Source organism: Paenibacillus sp. FSL M7-0656 (assembly GCF_038003225.1).
Classification (GTDB): Bacteria; Bacillota; Bacilli; order Paenibacillales; family Paenibacillaceae; genus Paenibacillus; species Paenibacillus amylolyticus.
The window spans coordinates 240,529-256,746 of the sequence record NZ_JBBOOT010000001.1 but is presented as its reverse complement, the minus strand read 5'-3'; the positions used below and the strand labels follow the sequence as shown (position 1 = coordinate 256,746).

The following is a 16,218-nucleotide window of genomic DNA, read 5'->3' as shown; positions in this document are numbered from 1 at the left end:
TCTTTTAAAACCTTAAGACTTTTCTAGATCTGATTTTGTATCACTTGCATCTCTAGCTGTTCGCTCATCTGTGACTTCAGCATCACCAGACGCGGTTACAGACTCTTCTGGACCCATCTCCTCAGCCACAGCCGGTAACGTAACCGTAACGGTTGTCCCCGATCCGAGTTCACTTTGCATCGTGATCGTTCCCTCATGCAGTTCTACCAGTTCCTGCGTAATCGCAAGACCTAGTCCCGTTCCCCCATTTTGATGATTCACCTGGAAGAAACGGTCCCGTACTTTAATTAAATGTTCTTCACTAATTCCGATACCGGTGTCCTGAACAGCTGCAATGATCTGACCATTCTCCTCTTTGACCGACAAGAAGATCCAGGAATTCTCATGTGAAAATTTGATCGCATTGTCCACAACATTCAGGAAGACTTGTTTCAGTCTGTTACCGTCTCCATGGACATTATAAGCACGAGTCTCGTCCGTTTCCAACTTGAGATGGACCTGTTTTTGTTCCGCTTTGGCCCAGACATTCAACATCGTTTCCTGTACAATTTCACGAATGTTGACCGTTCCTTTGACCAGCTTCATCTGATTCTGTTGCAATTTGGAGAAATCCAGCATCTCTTCAACAAGTCCAATCAGTCGTTCGGTTTCCTTGGAGATAATACCCATACCGATACGGGTTTCTTCCGGATCATAACCGCCTGAATCCAGTGTCTCGCTCCAGCCTTTGATACTGGTCAAAGGTGTTCTTAATTCATGTGAGATCGAAGAGATAAAATCATCCTTGATCTGATTACTCCGCACAATCTCATGTGCCATGAAGTTAAGTGTTGATGCCAATTCGCCCAGTTCGTGCTTATAATTCCCCTTAACCCTGACATCCAGCCGTCCTCTAGCCATTTGGGCAGATACTGCGGTGATGTTGTTAATTGGACGTACAATGGAATTTGCCATACCAATACTGATGATCAACACTATAGCAAGCACTCCAACACCAACGGCAGCTGCGAGTAGTCCCATATTCAACAGCTTTGAATTCACATCTTCAAGTGATGTCAGATATCGAATAACATAAGTATTTTCGCCGCCCAGATCAAACTTGTGTGAAACGGCCATGACAGATTCTCCAGTACCCGGTTGTCTTCCAATCCAGCGTCCCATATCCCCATTCAGAGCCTGCATAATATCACTGGTTTGCAGCACAGCACGGTCAGATTCAAAAGCAGTAGAACTCGCCAATACGCGCCCGTTCAGATCCAAAATTTCCAATTCAGTATTGGACAATGCCAAGTTCACAAGGAGTCTAGACAGATTATTGCCATCCTCCGTAGTATTCTCACGAGCGATCGGCTCGAAAAAGTCCTTTGAATTAGAAATGTGGGTACTAATCGTATTGTAGATACTCTCATAATAATACCTTTGAACTGCCAACATAAATACGAATTCGACCAACAGCAGAGCGAGAAAAACTACAAAGAAATAATGTAGTACGATCTGCCGAGTAATGCCTTTTTTAATCATTGCTCCCGGCCCTTCCATTTGTACCCGTGACCCCATACAGTCTGCAGGTATTCGGGCTCGGAAGGATTGTTCTCAATTTTTTGACGCAAACGACGAATGTTGACATCCACAATTTTGGGATCACCCATGTACTCTTTTCCCCATACGTGATCTAACAATACATCGCGGCTGAGCGGTGTATTTTCTTTTTCCAGGAAAAACTGAATCAAGGAAAACTCCGTTGGAGTCAACTCAATGGCTTCATTCTGTTTTTTGAATTGCTTCGAGATCAGGTCCAGTGAAAATGGCCCGGACTGGAACGTAACCTTTGCCGCAGTTTCCCGATGCACATTCACGCGGCGTAACAATGACTGAATACGTGCAATCAACTCTGTTGGGCTGAAAGGCTTGCTGACGTGATCATCTGCACCAACGGAGAGTGCGTACACTTTATCCTGTTCCTGAACTTTGGCGGTCAGAAAGATGATGCCCAGACGTTCATTGGTTTCACGGATCCGTCGACACACCTCGAATCCATCAATACCTGGTACCATGACATCCAGCAGAGCCAGATCAATATCCGGTACTGTCTGCAGTATGCGAAGCGCTTCATGACCGTCACCCGCTTCAAGCACTTCGAATCCGTTTCTCTTTAAATTAATCACTATAAAACTGCGGATGGATTCTTCATCCTCAAGAATAAGTACTTTACTCATTAAGTTCTCCCTTTCTATTCAGCTGAGAAGTATTGCTCAGTGCATCTTTACCCGCCTCTGATTGTGCTACCCGTGAAGCAATAACCCGATCTTTGGTACGCGTAATTTCCTTCCAGCTTTTACCCTTCTCCTGTTCCCACTTGGAAAGGGTGAAATATTTGATCTCTGCTACGGTTTCGTCCGTATCAATCATTTTAAATCGAATATATTTTTCCTTCTCCGATTTGGTGTCAATAGTGATCTTACCGTACCACTCTGGCTTGAGATTTAGATGGAATAAATCAGCATCATCTCGGAATTGGAATGAGACAAATTTCTTGCTATCTTTGCCATCCCACTGATAATAGGTGTAAAACCACAACCGAGAGTCAAATACGTAATGCTCCCAACCTTTTGGAGTCTCTTTGAGCCCAAACTCAATAATACCATCATTATCAACATCACCGCTTAAAATTTTGTCATCTCTATACGTTTGATCCGGTGATTTGAAAGCATTGACTAACTTGTTATCTTTAACATACATAATTTGCGAGAAGGAACTCCGATCATCCAGCTCGGCATCCAGTACAATGCCCATCTGTCCTTTGGCAATCTCTCCGCCCAGAGCATTATAAACTTCTTTAACGGTATAATCGGTCTGCACCCGATCAACTTCCTTGAAGCTGCCATCTTCGTACTGGTATAACGCAATCGTTGCAAAACCGCTGTTGTTCAGCGAAATGATAACAAAATCACTTTTACCATCTCCGCTCAAATCCAGCGTGTTCCCCTGCGCATCATCAATGATATATTGATTATACGGAACTCCACCCAAGACCTGCTCCAGTGCCCCGCCCTTGTAGGAATATGCAGTCAGGGCTTTCTGCTCCTGCAGGCTTACACCAAGAATAATATCCGGATTTCCGTCATTCGTAATATCCAATACTTTAAAGGATTGCAACTCATTTCCCGGCACATCAAAAGTAAGTTTTTTAACCCATGTGCCTCCCTGCTCTTCCAAAATCATGCCATGGATTCGCACATTCTCATTTGGTGTCTCATAAAAAACTATCGCTTCCCGAGTTCCATCCCCATTCAGGTCTTCCACCCGAATCATGCTGGTATTATTCATATCCTTGGGACGAATCAATGTACTCTCTGGCGGCAGTTTAACCTGAACCACGTTGTACAGTTTCTCCTTATCGGTGGACATCATTGGTTTTCTCATCAAACCCTTGGGGTCACTTATGACTGTGCATCCGCTTAGAACAGAACCAAGCATAATTGCCATAGTTCCTGCTGCTACAAAGCGTCCCCACCGTGAATTAAACAATCTCATCACTCTTTTCAATAGTTTAAATCTGGTTTTTTTCTTGCTGTGTCAGTCTTCGTCCACGAATATCAAAAGCAATCTTGCCTTCTGCCAATCCCCAGATCCGTGTGGCATGTTTCTCAGCAAGCTCAATAGGCAGTACTGCAATGACTGTTGCACGTTCTTCTTCACATAATTTGCGCAGCGTTTCCAGCACCGAATCTGCTGTGTGAGGGTCAAGACCAATCACTGGTTCATCCGCCAAAACGACTTTGGCACCGTGAGCAAGTGCTCTTGCAATAGCAACACGCTGCTTCTCGCCACCACTGAGCTTCTCTGCTATTTGATGTGCTTTATCAAGTAATCCCAATCCTTCGAGATAATCCATAGCACCCATATAATCATCGGAACGTACCATACCGGTTACCATTCTCCATACAGGAGTCTGACCCGATCGTCCGATTAATACATTTTTAAGAGCCGTACGTCTAGGAAATAATTCTGGATTTTGTTCCAAGTATGCCCATTCCCGTTTGATTTTCCGTTTTCCAGACCAGCCTTCTTTCAAAATCTCGGCGCCATCCACCGTAAACCGGCCGGAATCCCATTTTTCCATCATGGCCAAACATTTAAGCAACATGCTTTTACCGCTACCGCTTGAGCCAACTACAGCTATCATTTCACCCTGTTGCATATCAAATCGAATATCCCGTAGAACGGGAACGCGGTCCACGCCAACGGATTTACTCAAGTTCTCTACTCTGATCATCGCGATGTCTCCTCTTGTCCATGTTTTTCCCTACCACTAGTGTACTCGGAAATGGACATCAATTTCCATGCGAACACCAGCTTCTATTTTAACACAGATTCGAACTCAGGTTTACGACGAAATAATATACCTGCCAAGCCGAAAAGAAGGTACAGGATTCCGAGCAAGGTGAACATGCTTCCGGGTGAAATCCAGTTGATCATCTGACCACCCAGATTCGGTCCAATAATACTTCCAATCGTGAAATGAAAGGATGCCACAACGTTGGCTGCAGGCAGTAACACCTTAGGCAAAATGTCTGCGGCATAGGCCAGGCCCAGTGAGAAAAAGGAGCCGACCAGGCCGCCTGCGATTGTTAACAATACAAGCGTCCACCAGAAATGCGTACCTGCGACTGGAACCAGCATGAAGATGATTCCCCCGCTGATGCCCGCAAACATCAATATCTTCTTCCGCCCATATCGGTCACTCAACATTCCGAGAGGTAATTGAAGGAACAAACCCCCAATCCCGATAAAAGGAAGCAACGACGAAATCTGATTGGTATCGAATCCAATACGTAGCCCATACACGGGGAAGTTACTATTCATACCTGCTTCCATATATCCGTATAAGAGTGCTGGTAATAGTGCATACCAGGCCCATGCCAGACTACGACGGAAGCGACGTTCAGGCAGTTGGCCATGCTCTGCTTTTTCCGGTTTTGTATCCGGAAGCTTCATTAATACCAGTATAAGCACTGCTGCTATACAGATGAACAAGACCCAGAAAGGGACAGCATCACCGAAGCCAAGCAGCTTAATTCCCAGCGGACCAATACTGAATCCCAGCCCGTAGGACATGCCATATAGTGATATGTAGCGTCCACGCTTTTCAGGAGCGGTAACAAGTAGCACCCAGAGCTGAGCCGCATAATGAAGTGCGCTGTCTCCTATCCCAACGATCAGACGCAATATGAACCATATTTTAATATCTGGTAAATACGGAAATAGTATTAAAGGGACCATGACTAATATCAGGCCACCTACAATCAGCTTTTTGAAACCGAATGCACCCAGTAGTCTCTCCGCAACGAGAGTCATGGCAAAAGAGCCAATGTACAACGCGGCGGCGTTTAATCCGTTTAAACCTGGTGAAACCCCTTTTTGCTCCAAAAAAATCGAAAGCACAGGCAGCAAAAGCCCCTGACTTATTCCCGCCACCACAATAACCGTAATCAAAATGAGATAGTTGGCTGTCGAGTGTGATAGTTTGGGACGAGTAATCGATGACACGAATTCATTCCTCCTGCGAGCACACAAAGAAAAATCGCCATCGCTGACGACTTTTGTATGGTATACATATGGTTTTAAACTGCTATTCAAAGATCAGGGCTTTGCCCCGGACTTGAACATTATAGTGGACAACGCCCTGCAAAACAAGCCATAATAGAGGTTGTTCAAAAAGTTCACTTTTGATTTCGAATCATGCCTAGTGGCATCATCAGCTTCGAAGATGAAATTCAGCCGAAATGTCCGTTGCTCACGTAGTTTTCCTACGCTCCGCTACTCCATTTCCATCTTCTTGGTACTGAAAACCAGACTTTTTGAACACGCACTAATCGTACTTAAGTCGCTGCGTACATTTAGATGTGACGGGAGGATTCTGCAACATTATGGCTTATCATGTGAAAATTGATGTTTCACCGATATATGAAATGCTTAACAGCTTTCTGGTTTATGTCACGAAAAAATGGATTCAGCATCTGGATATTGGTCCTGAATGGATTCTGGAAGTGGAAGGCAAACTAAGTTCCAATGTACGAGCTGCGCTCGCACCTGCTGCCACTTGGCCTTTTGATGATTTTGATGTTTTGTTTGCATGGGCAGCCTATCAAAATGATACATCGGAGAATCGTGATTTCCTCGACATGCTTGCCGGAATGACAGTGGAAGACCTATTTGCACGTGTGTCTCCTCTTCTGCCCGCTCTTACAATAGAAGAATCTACGCGCATTCGGAACAGTTATGTCCCATTATTGCGACTATGGGATGAACACTACTGTCAGAATATGAGCGAAGATCAGCGTGTGTGGCTGGAAGAAGATGCCGAAGAAAAACGCATTTTGCTTGATAAAATGGGACCTGAACTTCTTATTGAATATGCTACAGCCGGTGTTCTTGTTGAACCGATGCCTGGACTGAACGAAGTCATCCTCTTCCCAACGGTGCACAATCGCCCTATTAATATGTACTGCTTCTATGAGGGTATGATGATCATGCAGTATCCCGTAGATGCACCTGAAGAGAACGAAGACCAGCCACCAACATGTCTTTTACGTTTCACCCATGCCCTGGCTGATCCCGAAAGACTTCGCCTGCTTCGTTACGTATCGGATGAACCCAAGTCTCTCGCTGAGATGTGTGAAGAACTGGGTAAAGACGAAGACACGGTCAAAGACCAGGTGATGGCGCTACGCATCGCAGGTCTGCTACGGACCCATCTGCTCGGAAGTAACCGTAAAGAGAAATACAGTATTCGGCCGGATGGCGTATCTGAATTGAATATGTTCCTGGAATCCTATATTCGTATATAATTTAGTTGAACCATTGTGGATTTACTGGCTACAAGGAGTGAGTTAGATCATGAAAATAATGAAACAACATATTTTGTTTGACCTTGATGATACACTCGTATATTGCAACAAGTACTTCAACCTGATTTTGGGAGAATTCTTTGAGAATATGCAAGAGTGGTTTGATGGACATTCTCTGACAACACAAGAGATTCGGGAAAAACAGCTGGAGATCGATGTAACCGGAGTGAACAAGCTTGGTTTTGCGAGTCATCATTTCCCGCAATCCCTGATTGATACCTATCGTTATTTCTCCGGCAAGTTCGCCAGATTAACCTCTCCCAGAGAAGAATCTTATCTGAGCAAGTTGGGTATGAGTGTGTACGATCAGGAGGTTGAACCCTACCCTCATATGGTTGAAACGCTTGAGAACCTCAAGGGTGCTGGACACTCCCTCTACTTATATACCGGCGGCGAAACCGTGATTCAGCAGCGCAAGATTGATCAGATGAAACTCTCGGCTTATTTTGATGATCGGATCTATATCCGACAACACAAAAACGTCGAGGCACTGGAAGGCATTCTGTCTAATGGTCCGTTTGATCGTCGTGCAACATGGATGATTGGCAACTCACTACGCACAGATATTATGCCTGCGGTAAAAGCCGGAATTCACAGCATTTATATCAAACAACCGAATGAATGGCAATACAACATCGTAGAACTTCAGCCTAATCCGGAAACGTCGATGTATACCATCACTGCACTGGAAGAGGTACCAAAAGTCATACACGAAAATATACAACAGCAGCAACAGAAAAGGACCCTTGGATAAGGGTCCTTTTGCTGTATGTTAACTGTTAACTAAGATCAAGCATCCTGCTTCTCACCAGATAATTTGCCTGTTACTACGTCCTGCAAAATAATACGTGCTTTCACCGTACTCCCGTCTTTTCGTTTAAACGACAGTACTTGTGTACTCCCCTTCTCAATCAGCGATTTTAACATCGTACTGGTGATTTTTTTGCCTGCATACTCTTTCCAGACCACAAATGAACAGCCTTCCTTGAAACGTGAGCATCCATAACCCTTCTTGCCCTCTATAATCTGACCCGTGCAGCCAGGAGAGGGGCAAGGTGCCAGTAACTCTCTCACTCCCGATGGGCTCGCACTTGAGGACGGCGCCTTGGTGGTCGCATTTTTCACACTGCCGGCTCTCGATGAAGATGCCGAAGTCTGACGGGACGTTTTTACAGTTGAACCGCCACTAGCCGTCTTGGCTGATGTCCTTGTATTGCCTGCCTGGGTTCTGGCTCCCTTGCCTTTCCCCCTGCCTGCCCGTGAATCTTCTCCAAAAGCATCTGCTGGAGCAGGAGCTTGTACACGCACTTTCTCAATGATGGACAAGGTGAATTTCTTGACGTTCTCCATGAACTTGTCCTGACCCGCCTCACCTTTGGAAATCTGATATAATCTTCTTTCCCATTGCCCGGTCATCTCAGGTGAAGTTAACAGATCTACACCCGCGCGACGAATCAACTCAATAGCTGTTCTGCCTTTGAGCGTTAACTGCATTTTCTTCCCTTGCAGCGTAATGTAACCTACGTTTTTGAGGCGTTCAATTGTAGCCGCACGTGTAGCCGGAGTACCCAGGCCACTATCTTTCATCGCGTCTCGCAGCTCTTCATTCTCGATCTGCTTGCCTGCACTCTCCATCGCTTTCAGCAATGTTCCCTCGGTATAACTCTTGGGAGGCTGGGTCGCCTTCTCCTTGAACTCACTCTTCGTGCATTGAACAGGCAATTCAGGTTGCACACTAAAAGCCTTGTCCGTCCACTCTTCAGCTTCCTCTTCCTCATTGCCGTTTTTCTTGGTCTTCTTCTTGCCTGCACCGCCCTGTTCCTGATCTCCAGAACCGAGAACCACTTTCCATCCGAGGGACAACAGCTCTTTGACAGATGTCTTAAACTGATGTTTCTCCACTTCGGTGAGCACGGTATGTTGCTTATACTCTGCCGGAGGATAAAAGTGAGACAAGAATCGTCTGACAATCAAATCATAGATGTTCTGCTCATCCTTGGATAAGGTACCTGGTCGCTTCAAAGTAGGTAGGATCGCATGGTGATCCTCAACCCTGCTCGGATTACATACCCCTTTATTATTCTTATGAACAAGCTCCGGCTTGGCCCCCTGCGCAAGCTCACTATAGGTACCATTTTTAAGCAGGTTTAGTGTTTTGTGCATACCTTCAATATTCTGTTCTGTAACATAGTTGGAGTTTGTCCGCGGATACGAAATCACCTTGTGTTTTTCATACAAGGCCTGTGCGATATCCAGTGTTTTTTTGGCACCATATCCAAACTTGGCATTGGCTTCACGCTGTAAAAGGGTCAGGTCATACAAACGATACGGATACTCCTTCGTCTGCTTCGCTTCGTATTTGGTAATCTGCCCTGTCTTGCCCTTCACACTGGCTGCAATGGCCTCTGCTGCCTCCGCATCGGTCAACTTATCTCCCTGACGCAGTCCCCGGTACTCAACACCTTCCTGCCGAAACCAGGCGGCTACTTCATAAAAGGTCTGTGACTGGAACGCTTCAATCTCGATTTCACGATCGTAGATTAGCGCGAGTACCGGCGTCTGCACACGGCCTACAGACAACAATGCATTATGGCGGGTTGTAAACGCCCGTGAGGCATTCATCCCGATCAGCCAATCGGCTTCACTTCTGGCGCGAGCAGCATGGGTCAGATTTTCAAATTCAGAGGCATCCTTCAGACCATCAAAACCACGTCTAATGCTCTCTGCCGTCAAATCCGATATCCATAAACGCTTTACAGGCTGACGCAGCTTCAATTGCTGTTGTATGAGGGCGAAAATGTACTGACCTTCTCTCCCTGCATCGCAAGCATTAACGATCGCTGAAGCCCGTTTTGCCAGTTCTCCAATCATTTTAAGCTGATCTTTAGTCCTCGGATTGGGTACAATCTTGAACTGATCGGGTATGATCGGGAGGTCCGCTATATTCCAGCGTTTGTACTTTGTATCATAGGCATCCGGTTCAGCCAGTCCAAGCAAATGCCCTATCGCCCAAGTGATGATGTAATGTTCACCCTCCAGATACGTGCGATTGTTCTTGGCCTTTGGTTCTATGACGGCGGCAATGGTTCGACCCATGTCGGGTTTTTCCGCTATAACCAGTGTCTTCATCCGTCCATCTCTCCTCCTTCACCGTCCGCATGACGGCAAAAAGGGGCATTCCGCCGACGGAAGCCCCTTGCTTCTGAAACTCATTATATCAGATTTTGGATTCGGGAGCACCTTCCCGAAATGAATTAACCTGCTGCCTGTTCCTTTAATACATGCTTTTGTCTGCACTCTTTGCATACTCCTTGGAAATCCAGACGATGATCCGTAACAGCAAAGCCATACTGACGCTCGATTTGTTGTTCCAAACGAAGCAGACCATCTTCCATAATCTCTTCCACTTTACCACATTCTGTACAGATCAAATGATGGTGGTGATGGGAACCGTCTGTACTTCGCAGATCAAAGCGCGCAGCGCCGTCACCAAAGTTAATCTTTTCAACGACCTGAAGGTCACTCAGCAGTTCGAGAGTGCGGTATACGGTAGCCAATCCAATCTCAGGGAACTGCTCCTTAACCAGCAGAAATACTTCCTCTGCGCTAAAATGATCCTTTTCATGTTCAAGCAATACACGTACAGTAACTTCCCGTTGTTGTGTTAACTTATATCCTTTTTCAACCAATTGATTTTTAATGTGAAAGATCTGTTCTGAAATGGACTTGTCCCGGTTACTTGCCATAGCAGGTCGCACCTCCGATTTATATTCATTGAAATTTACTTTTATCGTACGGATTCATGGTTTCAGTTAATCCTTATTTATAATCATTATAATATAATAATAAATCTTTATCACTTAAAAAGCAATGATATTGCTCACACTTACATGAAATATGTAGTCAAATTGGTTAAAATAACAGCAAACAACCCTCGCTGATCGCGAAGGTTGTCATTGATATCTTATTCTATACTTTACACCAGAACCGAAGCACCCATCAAGTATTTGTCCACTTCACGAGCAGCCTCACGGCCTTCATTAATCGCCCATACAACCAAGCTTTGACCACGACGCATGTCACCTGCTGCAAATACTTTATCCACATTGGTGTTGTATTTGCCGTAACGTGCCTTAACGTTTGTGCGACGATCTGTTGCAAGTCCCAGTTGCTCTACCAACGTTTGTTCCGGTCCATCAAAACCAATGGCAATCATGGCCATCTGAGCCGGGAATACACGCTCTGTACCTGGAATCGGCTGATAAATCTTGCGACCAGTCTCATCCACAATACGCTCGATCTGTACTGTATGCAATTCTTTGAGGTTCCCCTCATCGTCTCCGACAAATTTCGTTGTCATGATGGAGAACTCACGCGGATCTTGACCAAACAACGCTTTGGCTTCCTCTTGCGCATAATCAAGTGTGTATACGTTCGGGAATTGTGGCCAAGGATTATTAATGCGATCACGCTCCATAGGCGCTTGTGTATGCGTACCGAATTGAGTGATCGTACGACAACCATGGCGCAGCGATGTAGCCACACAGTCAGATCCTGTATCACCGCCACCAATGACGATAATATCTTTATCTTTAGCGGACAGATATTGACCATCTTCCAGATTGGAGTCCAGATAACTCTTAATACTGCCATTCAGGAAATCCATTGCGTAATGAACGCCTTTTAAGTCGCTGCCTTCAATATTGAATTCACGCGGCTTCGTTGCACCACCGCACAATACAACAGCGTCATATTCATCCACCAGTTGTTGTGCTGCAATATCTTTACCAATCTCGGTGTTCGTAATGAATTGAATGCCTTCTGCTTCGAGCAGATCAACACGACGTTGAACTACGTTTTTATCCAATTTCATCGTTGGGATACCGTACATCAGCAATCCGCCGACACGGTCCGAACGCTCATATACGGTTACCGAGTGTCCTGCTTTATTCAACTGAGCCGCAGTAGCTAATCCCGCTGGACCTGAACCTACCACAGCTACACGTTTACCCGTGCGTTTTTCAGGAGGTTGGGGAACCACCCATCCTTCTTCGAAACCTTTTTCAATAATTGCTTCTTCAATCGTTTTGATGGTTACAGGCTGACCAATTAAGCCAACTGTACATGATCCTTCGCAAGGAGCTGGACAGACGCGACCTGTAAACTCTGGGAAATTATTCGTTTTGTGAAGGCGCTCAAGTGCTTCTCTCCACAGTCCGCGATATACAAGATTATTCCATTCTGGAATCAGGTTATGCACGGGGCAACCTGACGTGCCGCCAATCATATCTATACCTGTATGGCAATACGGGGTACCACAATCCATGCATCGTGCACCTTGTGTTCTGAGCTCTTCTTCAGCCATGTGTTTATGAAACTCTTCCCAATCCTTAATCCGCTCCGCTGGCTCACGATCTGTTGGCAGTTGACGTTTGTATTCCATAAATCCAGTAGGTGTAGACATCTTACGTTTTCCCCCATCCGTTCTTGTCTTAATCCCTTCATGTGCATGGTTCTATATGAAATGGATTACTCATTACTTGAGTTTTTGTCTATTGTATCACAAAATCTTCTCGAAGATATTTCAATTATAGTAGCATTTACTGTGCTGAATATTAAATGGATTATCCGCATAATTATTTGTATTTTATACATCATATCTTTCAAGTCTACCCATGGTCAATACCCTTATTTTGGTGTTAAATGTGGTTTTGAACTGCGAAATCTGGCTTGTGTTAAAGAAATAAAAGGTCGAAACGTTAAGTGAATGTCAGATAATTTGTCATCAAATTCAACATATTTTGCTATAAATCGTTCTCAATTCCGAATATCAGACCTATTTTAGGGCTTCACAACGTTAAAACCTCAAAACTTTTACACTTTTTTACTGTTTAATGCTTGGCCGTATGTATAATATACATAAATACCAATTACTCGTGTTATATTAATGTTATATGTATTCCAGTTTAAACAAGTGACTCATTTTTTTTATAAAGAAAAGACGCTGTTCACGAATATTTCGCAATCAGCGCCTCTCATCATACAAATACGACCGAAGTCAGGAATTTCTTATGCCACATTTACCGTTTACGTTCGTAAAATTCAAAAGTATAAGCATGAACATTTTTCTCATCCTGTTCGCCTTCAATCTGTTCAATCAGTTCCCATTCGGACCAATCCACTTCAGGGAAAAACGTATCTCCCTCAAAATTCTCATGAATTTTGGTCACCACAAGACGATCTGCAAGCGGCAGGAACTCACGATACACTTGGGAACCCCCAATTACGCACAGTTCCTCACCTTTGGTTAGACTCAGACCCTCCTCAATCGTATGTACGATTTCAGCCTGTTCCACCTTGTAGTTCAGATCTCTTGTCACTACGATATTACGACGCTGAGGAAGCGGCTTACCGCCAAAAGATTCCCACGTATTACGTCCCATGATAATGGTTTTGTTCAGCGTACGTTGTTTGAAAAAGGCCATATCCTTGGGTAAACGCCATGGAATCGAATTATTTAATCCAATCACACCGTTCTCCCCCATTGCCCATACCAATTCAATACTCAAGGGTAATACACTCCTTCAATCCAAGTTTCTTGTCGAGATTGAACACATAATTAGACTGCAATTGGAGCTTTAATGCCCGGATGATGCTGATAGTTCTCAAACTCAAAATCTTCAAACTTATAATCAAAAATAGAATCCGGCTTACGCTTGATTACCAGCTTAGGTAAAGCATAAGGTTCACGCTCCAACTGCGTTTTGACCTGATCAACATGGTTAGAGTAGATATGAACATCCCCTCCAGACCAGATGAAATCACCTACCTCAAGATCACATTGCTGGGCGATCATATGAGTCAAGAGCGCATAACTCGCGATGTTAAACGGCAATCCGAGGAACGTATCTACGGAACGCATCGTAAGCATACAAGATAATTTACCCTCTGCAACGTAAAACTGAAACGCAAAATGACAAGGTGGAAGCTTCATATTATTGATCTCAGCCACATTCCATGCACTGACAAGGTGACGCCGTGAATCCGGATTATTTTTGATCGAATCAATGACTGCGGCGATCTGATCAATTTTTTCTCCGTTTGGGGCTTCCCATGTACGCCACTGCGAGCCGTATACCGGACCGAGATCCCCATTTTCGTCCGCCCAGTCGTCCCAGATCTTCACACCGTTTTCTTTCAAATAAGATATATTGGTATCGCCACTCAAAAACCATAACAGTTCATGAATAACCGATTTGAGATGAATTCGTTTGGTTGTTACCAGCGGAAATCCTTCGGAGAGATCATAACGGAGTTGTCTGCCAAATACAGATTGTGTTCCTGTTCCTGTACGGTCTCCTTTATGCACGCCGTTGTTCAGAATATCCTGCAATAAATCGAGATAGTTTTTCATGTTGAAATCCCCTCACTAAAGAATATTTACACTTACCACTCCGATAACAGAACAACCTTCCGATCGCTGTTATCCCCAGATTTTTTTAATCTCCTTTTCCAAAGGTAAAATCCGGGGATAAAGGCGAAGCGTATGCTTCCGATGCAGCTTTCCTTCAGAAAGCTTTTAGCTCCGCTTCTTCAGGTTTTTCCTGTTCTCTACGTTCTCGTGTAAAAGGTTAGTTTAACTAAATATATAGACCGCGATTGGCTTGGAGCCACATCATGACTGATCATTACTACAGTGTACCACAATTGAGTTGTTGGATAAAATCAATTCACTGAAACTTATGAGCGTGTAAATTTTCATCATATCACATACACGAGTATCTTATATTTCTCGACTCTTGCTCAGAAAAAAGAGACGAATAACGCGTTAACGTCATTCGTCTCTTCTGATATACGTATAATGCCGGACGGATCCGAAGCTTAGTTGATCTTAACGGGAGATGATGTGGATCGGGTGACCCATAACCAATTCCGCAGCTTCCATCACGATTTCGCCCAAAGTTGGGTGAGCGTGAATTGTGAGAGCCAGATCTTCCAAAGTAGCGCCCATCTCAATTGCCAAACCAAGCTCAGCAATCAGGTTGGAAGCTTCCAGACCTACGATTTGGCAACCCAATACAAGGCCGCTTTCTTCGTCAGCTACGATTTTCACGAAGCCTTCAGCGTGGTTCAAAGATACAGCACGGCCGTTACCCGCATAAGGGAACTTGCCTGCTTTTACTTTGTAACCTTTTTCTTTAGCTTCTTTCTCAGTGTAACCTACGCTGGAACACTCTGGATCTGTGAACACAACAGCTGGCATACATTTGTAGTCAACTACAGATGGTTGTCCTGCGATTGCTTCAGCAGCCACTTTACCTTCATAAGAAGCTTTGTGTGCCAGAGCCAAGCCAGATACGATATCACCGATTGCGAAGATGTGAGGAATGCTGGTACGACCTTGGTGGTCAACTTTGACAAATCCACGCTCGTCAACGTCAACACCAATCATGTCAAGACCCAGTTCTCCATCTGTGTTTGGACGACGTCCAACAGTTACCAGCAGGTAATCTGCAGTTACTTCTTTGGACTCACCATTTACAGAGTACTTAACAGTTACATCTTTATCCGTTTGCTCAGCACTTTCAGCTTTTGCACCCGTTACGATTTCGATGCCTGTTTTCTTCATGTTTTTAGCCACGAGGCTAGTCATGTCTTTATCGAAACCTGGCAGTACTGTATCCAAACCTTCGATGATTGTTACTTTCGCACCGAATTTGGAGTACATTTGACCAAGCTCAGCACCAATATATCCGCCACCGATAACGATCATGCTTTTTGGTACTTCAGGCAAATTCAGAGCTTCTGTCGAAGACAGAATGCGTCCGCCAAACGGGAAAGGTTTCAGTTCGATTGGACGGGAACCTGTTGCAATAATTGCATTTTTAAATTTGTAACGTGGAGACTCGTGGTCATTGAATACACGAGCTTCGTTTTCGTTGATGAACATGCACTCACCGTTGAAAACTTCAACTTTGTTGCCTTTGAGCAAACCAGCTACGCCGCCAGTCATTTTCTTAACAACGCCGTTTTTGAACTCTTGAGTTTTGCTGAAGTCCACTTTTACGTTCTCAGCAGAGATACCAAAAGCTTCACCGTGAAGTGCAGACTCATATTGGTGTGCAGCAGAGATCAGGGCTTTGGATGGAATACATCCACGGTTCAAACAAACACCGCCCAGTTCGGATTTGTCTACGATCAATACGCTTTGGCCCAGTTGAGCAGCGCGGATGGCAGCTACATAGCCGCCAGGACCCGCACCAATTACTAATGTGTCGATATTGAGAGAAGCGTCGCCTACTACCAT

General features: G+C 44.7%; 13 protein-coding genes. 2 read left to right on the top strand and 11 right to left on the bottom strand.

Annotated features, from left to right (window positions below; translation table 11 throughout):
- Positions 1–12: 12 nt before the first annotated feature.
- The 5 genes from MHI01_RS01070 to MHI01_RS01050 all read right to left on the bottom strand — a co-directional run bounded on the left by MHI01_RS01070 (position 13) and on the right by MHI01_RS01050 (position 5,550).
- Positions 13–1,521, bottom strand: a complete 1,509-nt coding sequence (locus tag MHI01_RS01070) for a sensor histidine kinase (protein ID WP_282321109.1) — start codon at positions 1,519–1,521, stop codon at positions 13–15.
- Positions 1,518–2,216: a response regulator transcription factor gene (locus MHI01_RS01065; protein ID WP_017688086.1), complete on the bottom strand. Its 699-nt coding sequence runs from the start codon at positions 2,214–2,216 to the stop codon at positions 1,518–1,520. Before MHI01_RS01065 ends, MHI01_RS01070 begins: the two co-directional genes overlap by 4 nt.
- The gene (locus MHI01_RS01060) at positions 2,209–3,423 is read right to left on the bottom strand and encodes a hypothetical protein (protein WP_143780983.1); all 1,215 of its coding nucleotides are present in this window, start codon (positions 3,421–3,423) and stop codon (positions 2,209–2,211) included. Before MHI01_RS01060 ends, MHI01_RS01065 begins: the two co-directional genes overlap by 8 nt.
- 127 nt (positions 3,424–3,550) lie before the next feature.
- Positions 3,551–4,276, bottom strand: coding sequence for a phosphonate ABC transporter ATP-binding protein (locus MHI01_RS01055; RefSeq protein ID WP_036613671.1), 726 nt, complete (start codon positions 4,274–4,276; stop codon positions 3,551–3,553).
- An 83-nt stretch (positions 4,277–4,359) separates the two neighbouring features.
- Positions 4,360–5,550, bottom strand: coding sequence for an MFS transporter (locus tag MHI01_RS01050; protein ID WP_340905164.1), 1,191 nt, complete (start codon positions 5,548–5,550; stop codon positions 4,360–4,362).
- Between the two features lie 380 nt (positions 5,551–5,930).
- On the opposite strand from MHI01_RS01050, the gene MHI01_RS01045 reads away from it, so the two are divergent.
- Both MHI01_RS01045 and MHI01_RS01040 read left to right on the top strand, forming a co-directional pair.
- Complete coding sequence (locus tag MHI01_RS01045) at positions 5,931–6,851, top strand: ArsR/SmtB family transcription factor (protein WP_076317627.1); 921 nt, start codon at positions 5,931–5,933, stop codon at positions 6,849–6,851.
- A 49-nt stretch (positions 6,852–6,900) separates the two neighbouring features.
- The gene (locus tag MHI01_RS01040) at positions 6,901–7,665 is read left to right on the top strand and encodes an HAD family hydrolase (RefSeq protein ID WP_036613669.1); all 765 of its coding nucleotides are present in this window, start codon (positions 6,901–6,903) and stop codon (positions 7,663–7,665) included.
- A 35-nt stretch (positions 7,666–7,700) separates the two neighbouring features.
- Here MHI01_RS01040 and MHI01_RS01035 read toward each other — a convergent pair whose 3' ends face one another.
- The 6 genes from MHI01_RS01035 to lpdA form a co-directional block, all read right to left on the bottom strand.
- Positions 7,701–10,040, bottom strand: a complete 2,340-nt coding sequence (locus MHI01_RS01035; RefSeq protein WP_282321107.1) for a type IA DNA topoisomerase — start codon at positions 10,038–10,040, stop codon at positions 7,701–7,703.
- A gap of 125 nt (positions 10,041–10,165) precedes the next feature.
- On the bottom strand, positions 10,166–10,657 hold the full coding sequence (gene fur / locus MHI01_RS01030) for a ferric iron uptake transcriptional regulator (RefSeq protein ID WP_036613667.1): 492 nt from the start codon (positions 10,655–10,657) through the stop codon (positions 10,166–10,168).
- A gap of 230 nt (positions 10,658–10,887) precedes the next feature.
- On the bottom strand, positions 10,888–12,375 hold the full coding sequence (locus MHI01_RS01025; protein WP_036673826.1) for a glutamate synthase subunit beta: 1,488 nt from the start codon (positions 12,373–12,375) through the stop codon (positions 10,888–10,890).
- Positions 12,376–12,991: 616 nt separating this feature from the next.
- Positions 12,992–13,480 carry a dihydrofolate reductase gene (locus MHI01_RS01020; RefSeq protein ID WP_047843376.1) on the bottom strand — a complete coding sequence of 163 codons (489 nt, stop codon included), beginning with the start codon at positions 13,478–13,480 and terminating at the stop codon, positions 12,992–12,994.
- Positions 13,481–13,530: 50 nt separating this feature from the next.
- Positions 13,531–14,325: a thymidylate synthase gene (gene thyA / locus MHI01_RS01015; protein ID WP_036613661.1), complete on the bottom strand. Its 795-nt coding sequence runs from the start codon at positions 14,323–14,325 to the stop codon at positions 13,531–13,533.
- A gap of 477 nt (positions 14,326–14,802) precedes the next feature.
- Positions 14,803–16,218 (bottom strand): dihydrolipoyl dehydrogenase, encoded by a 1,416-nt coding sequence (gene lpdA, locus MHI01_RS01010; protein ID WP_036613658.1) that lies wholly within the window; start codon positions 16,216–16,218, stop codon positions 14,803–14,805.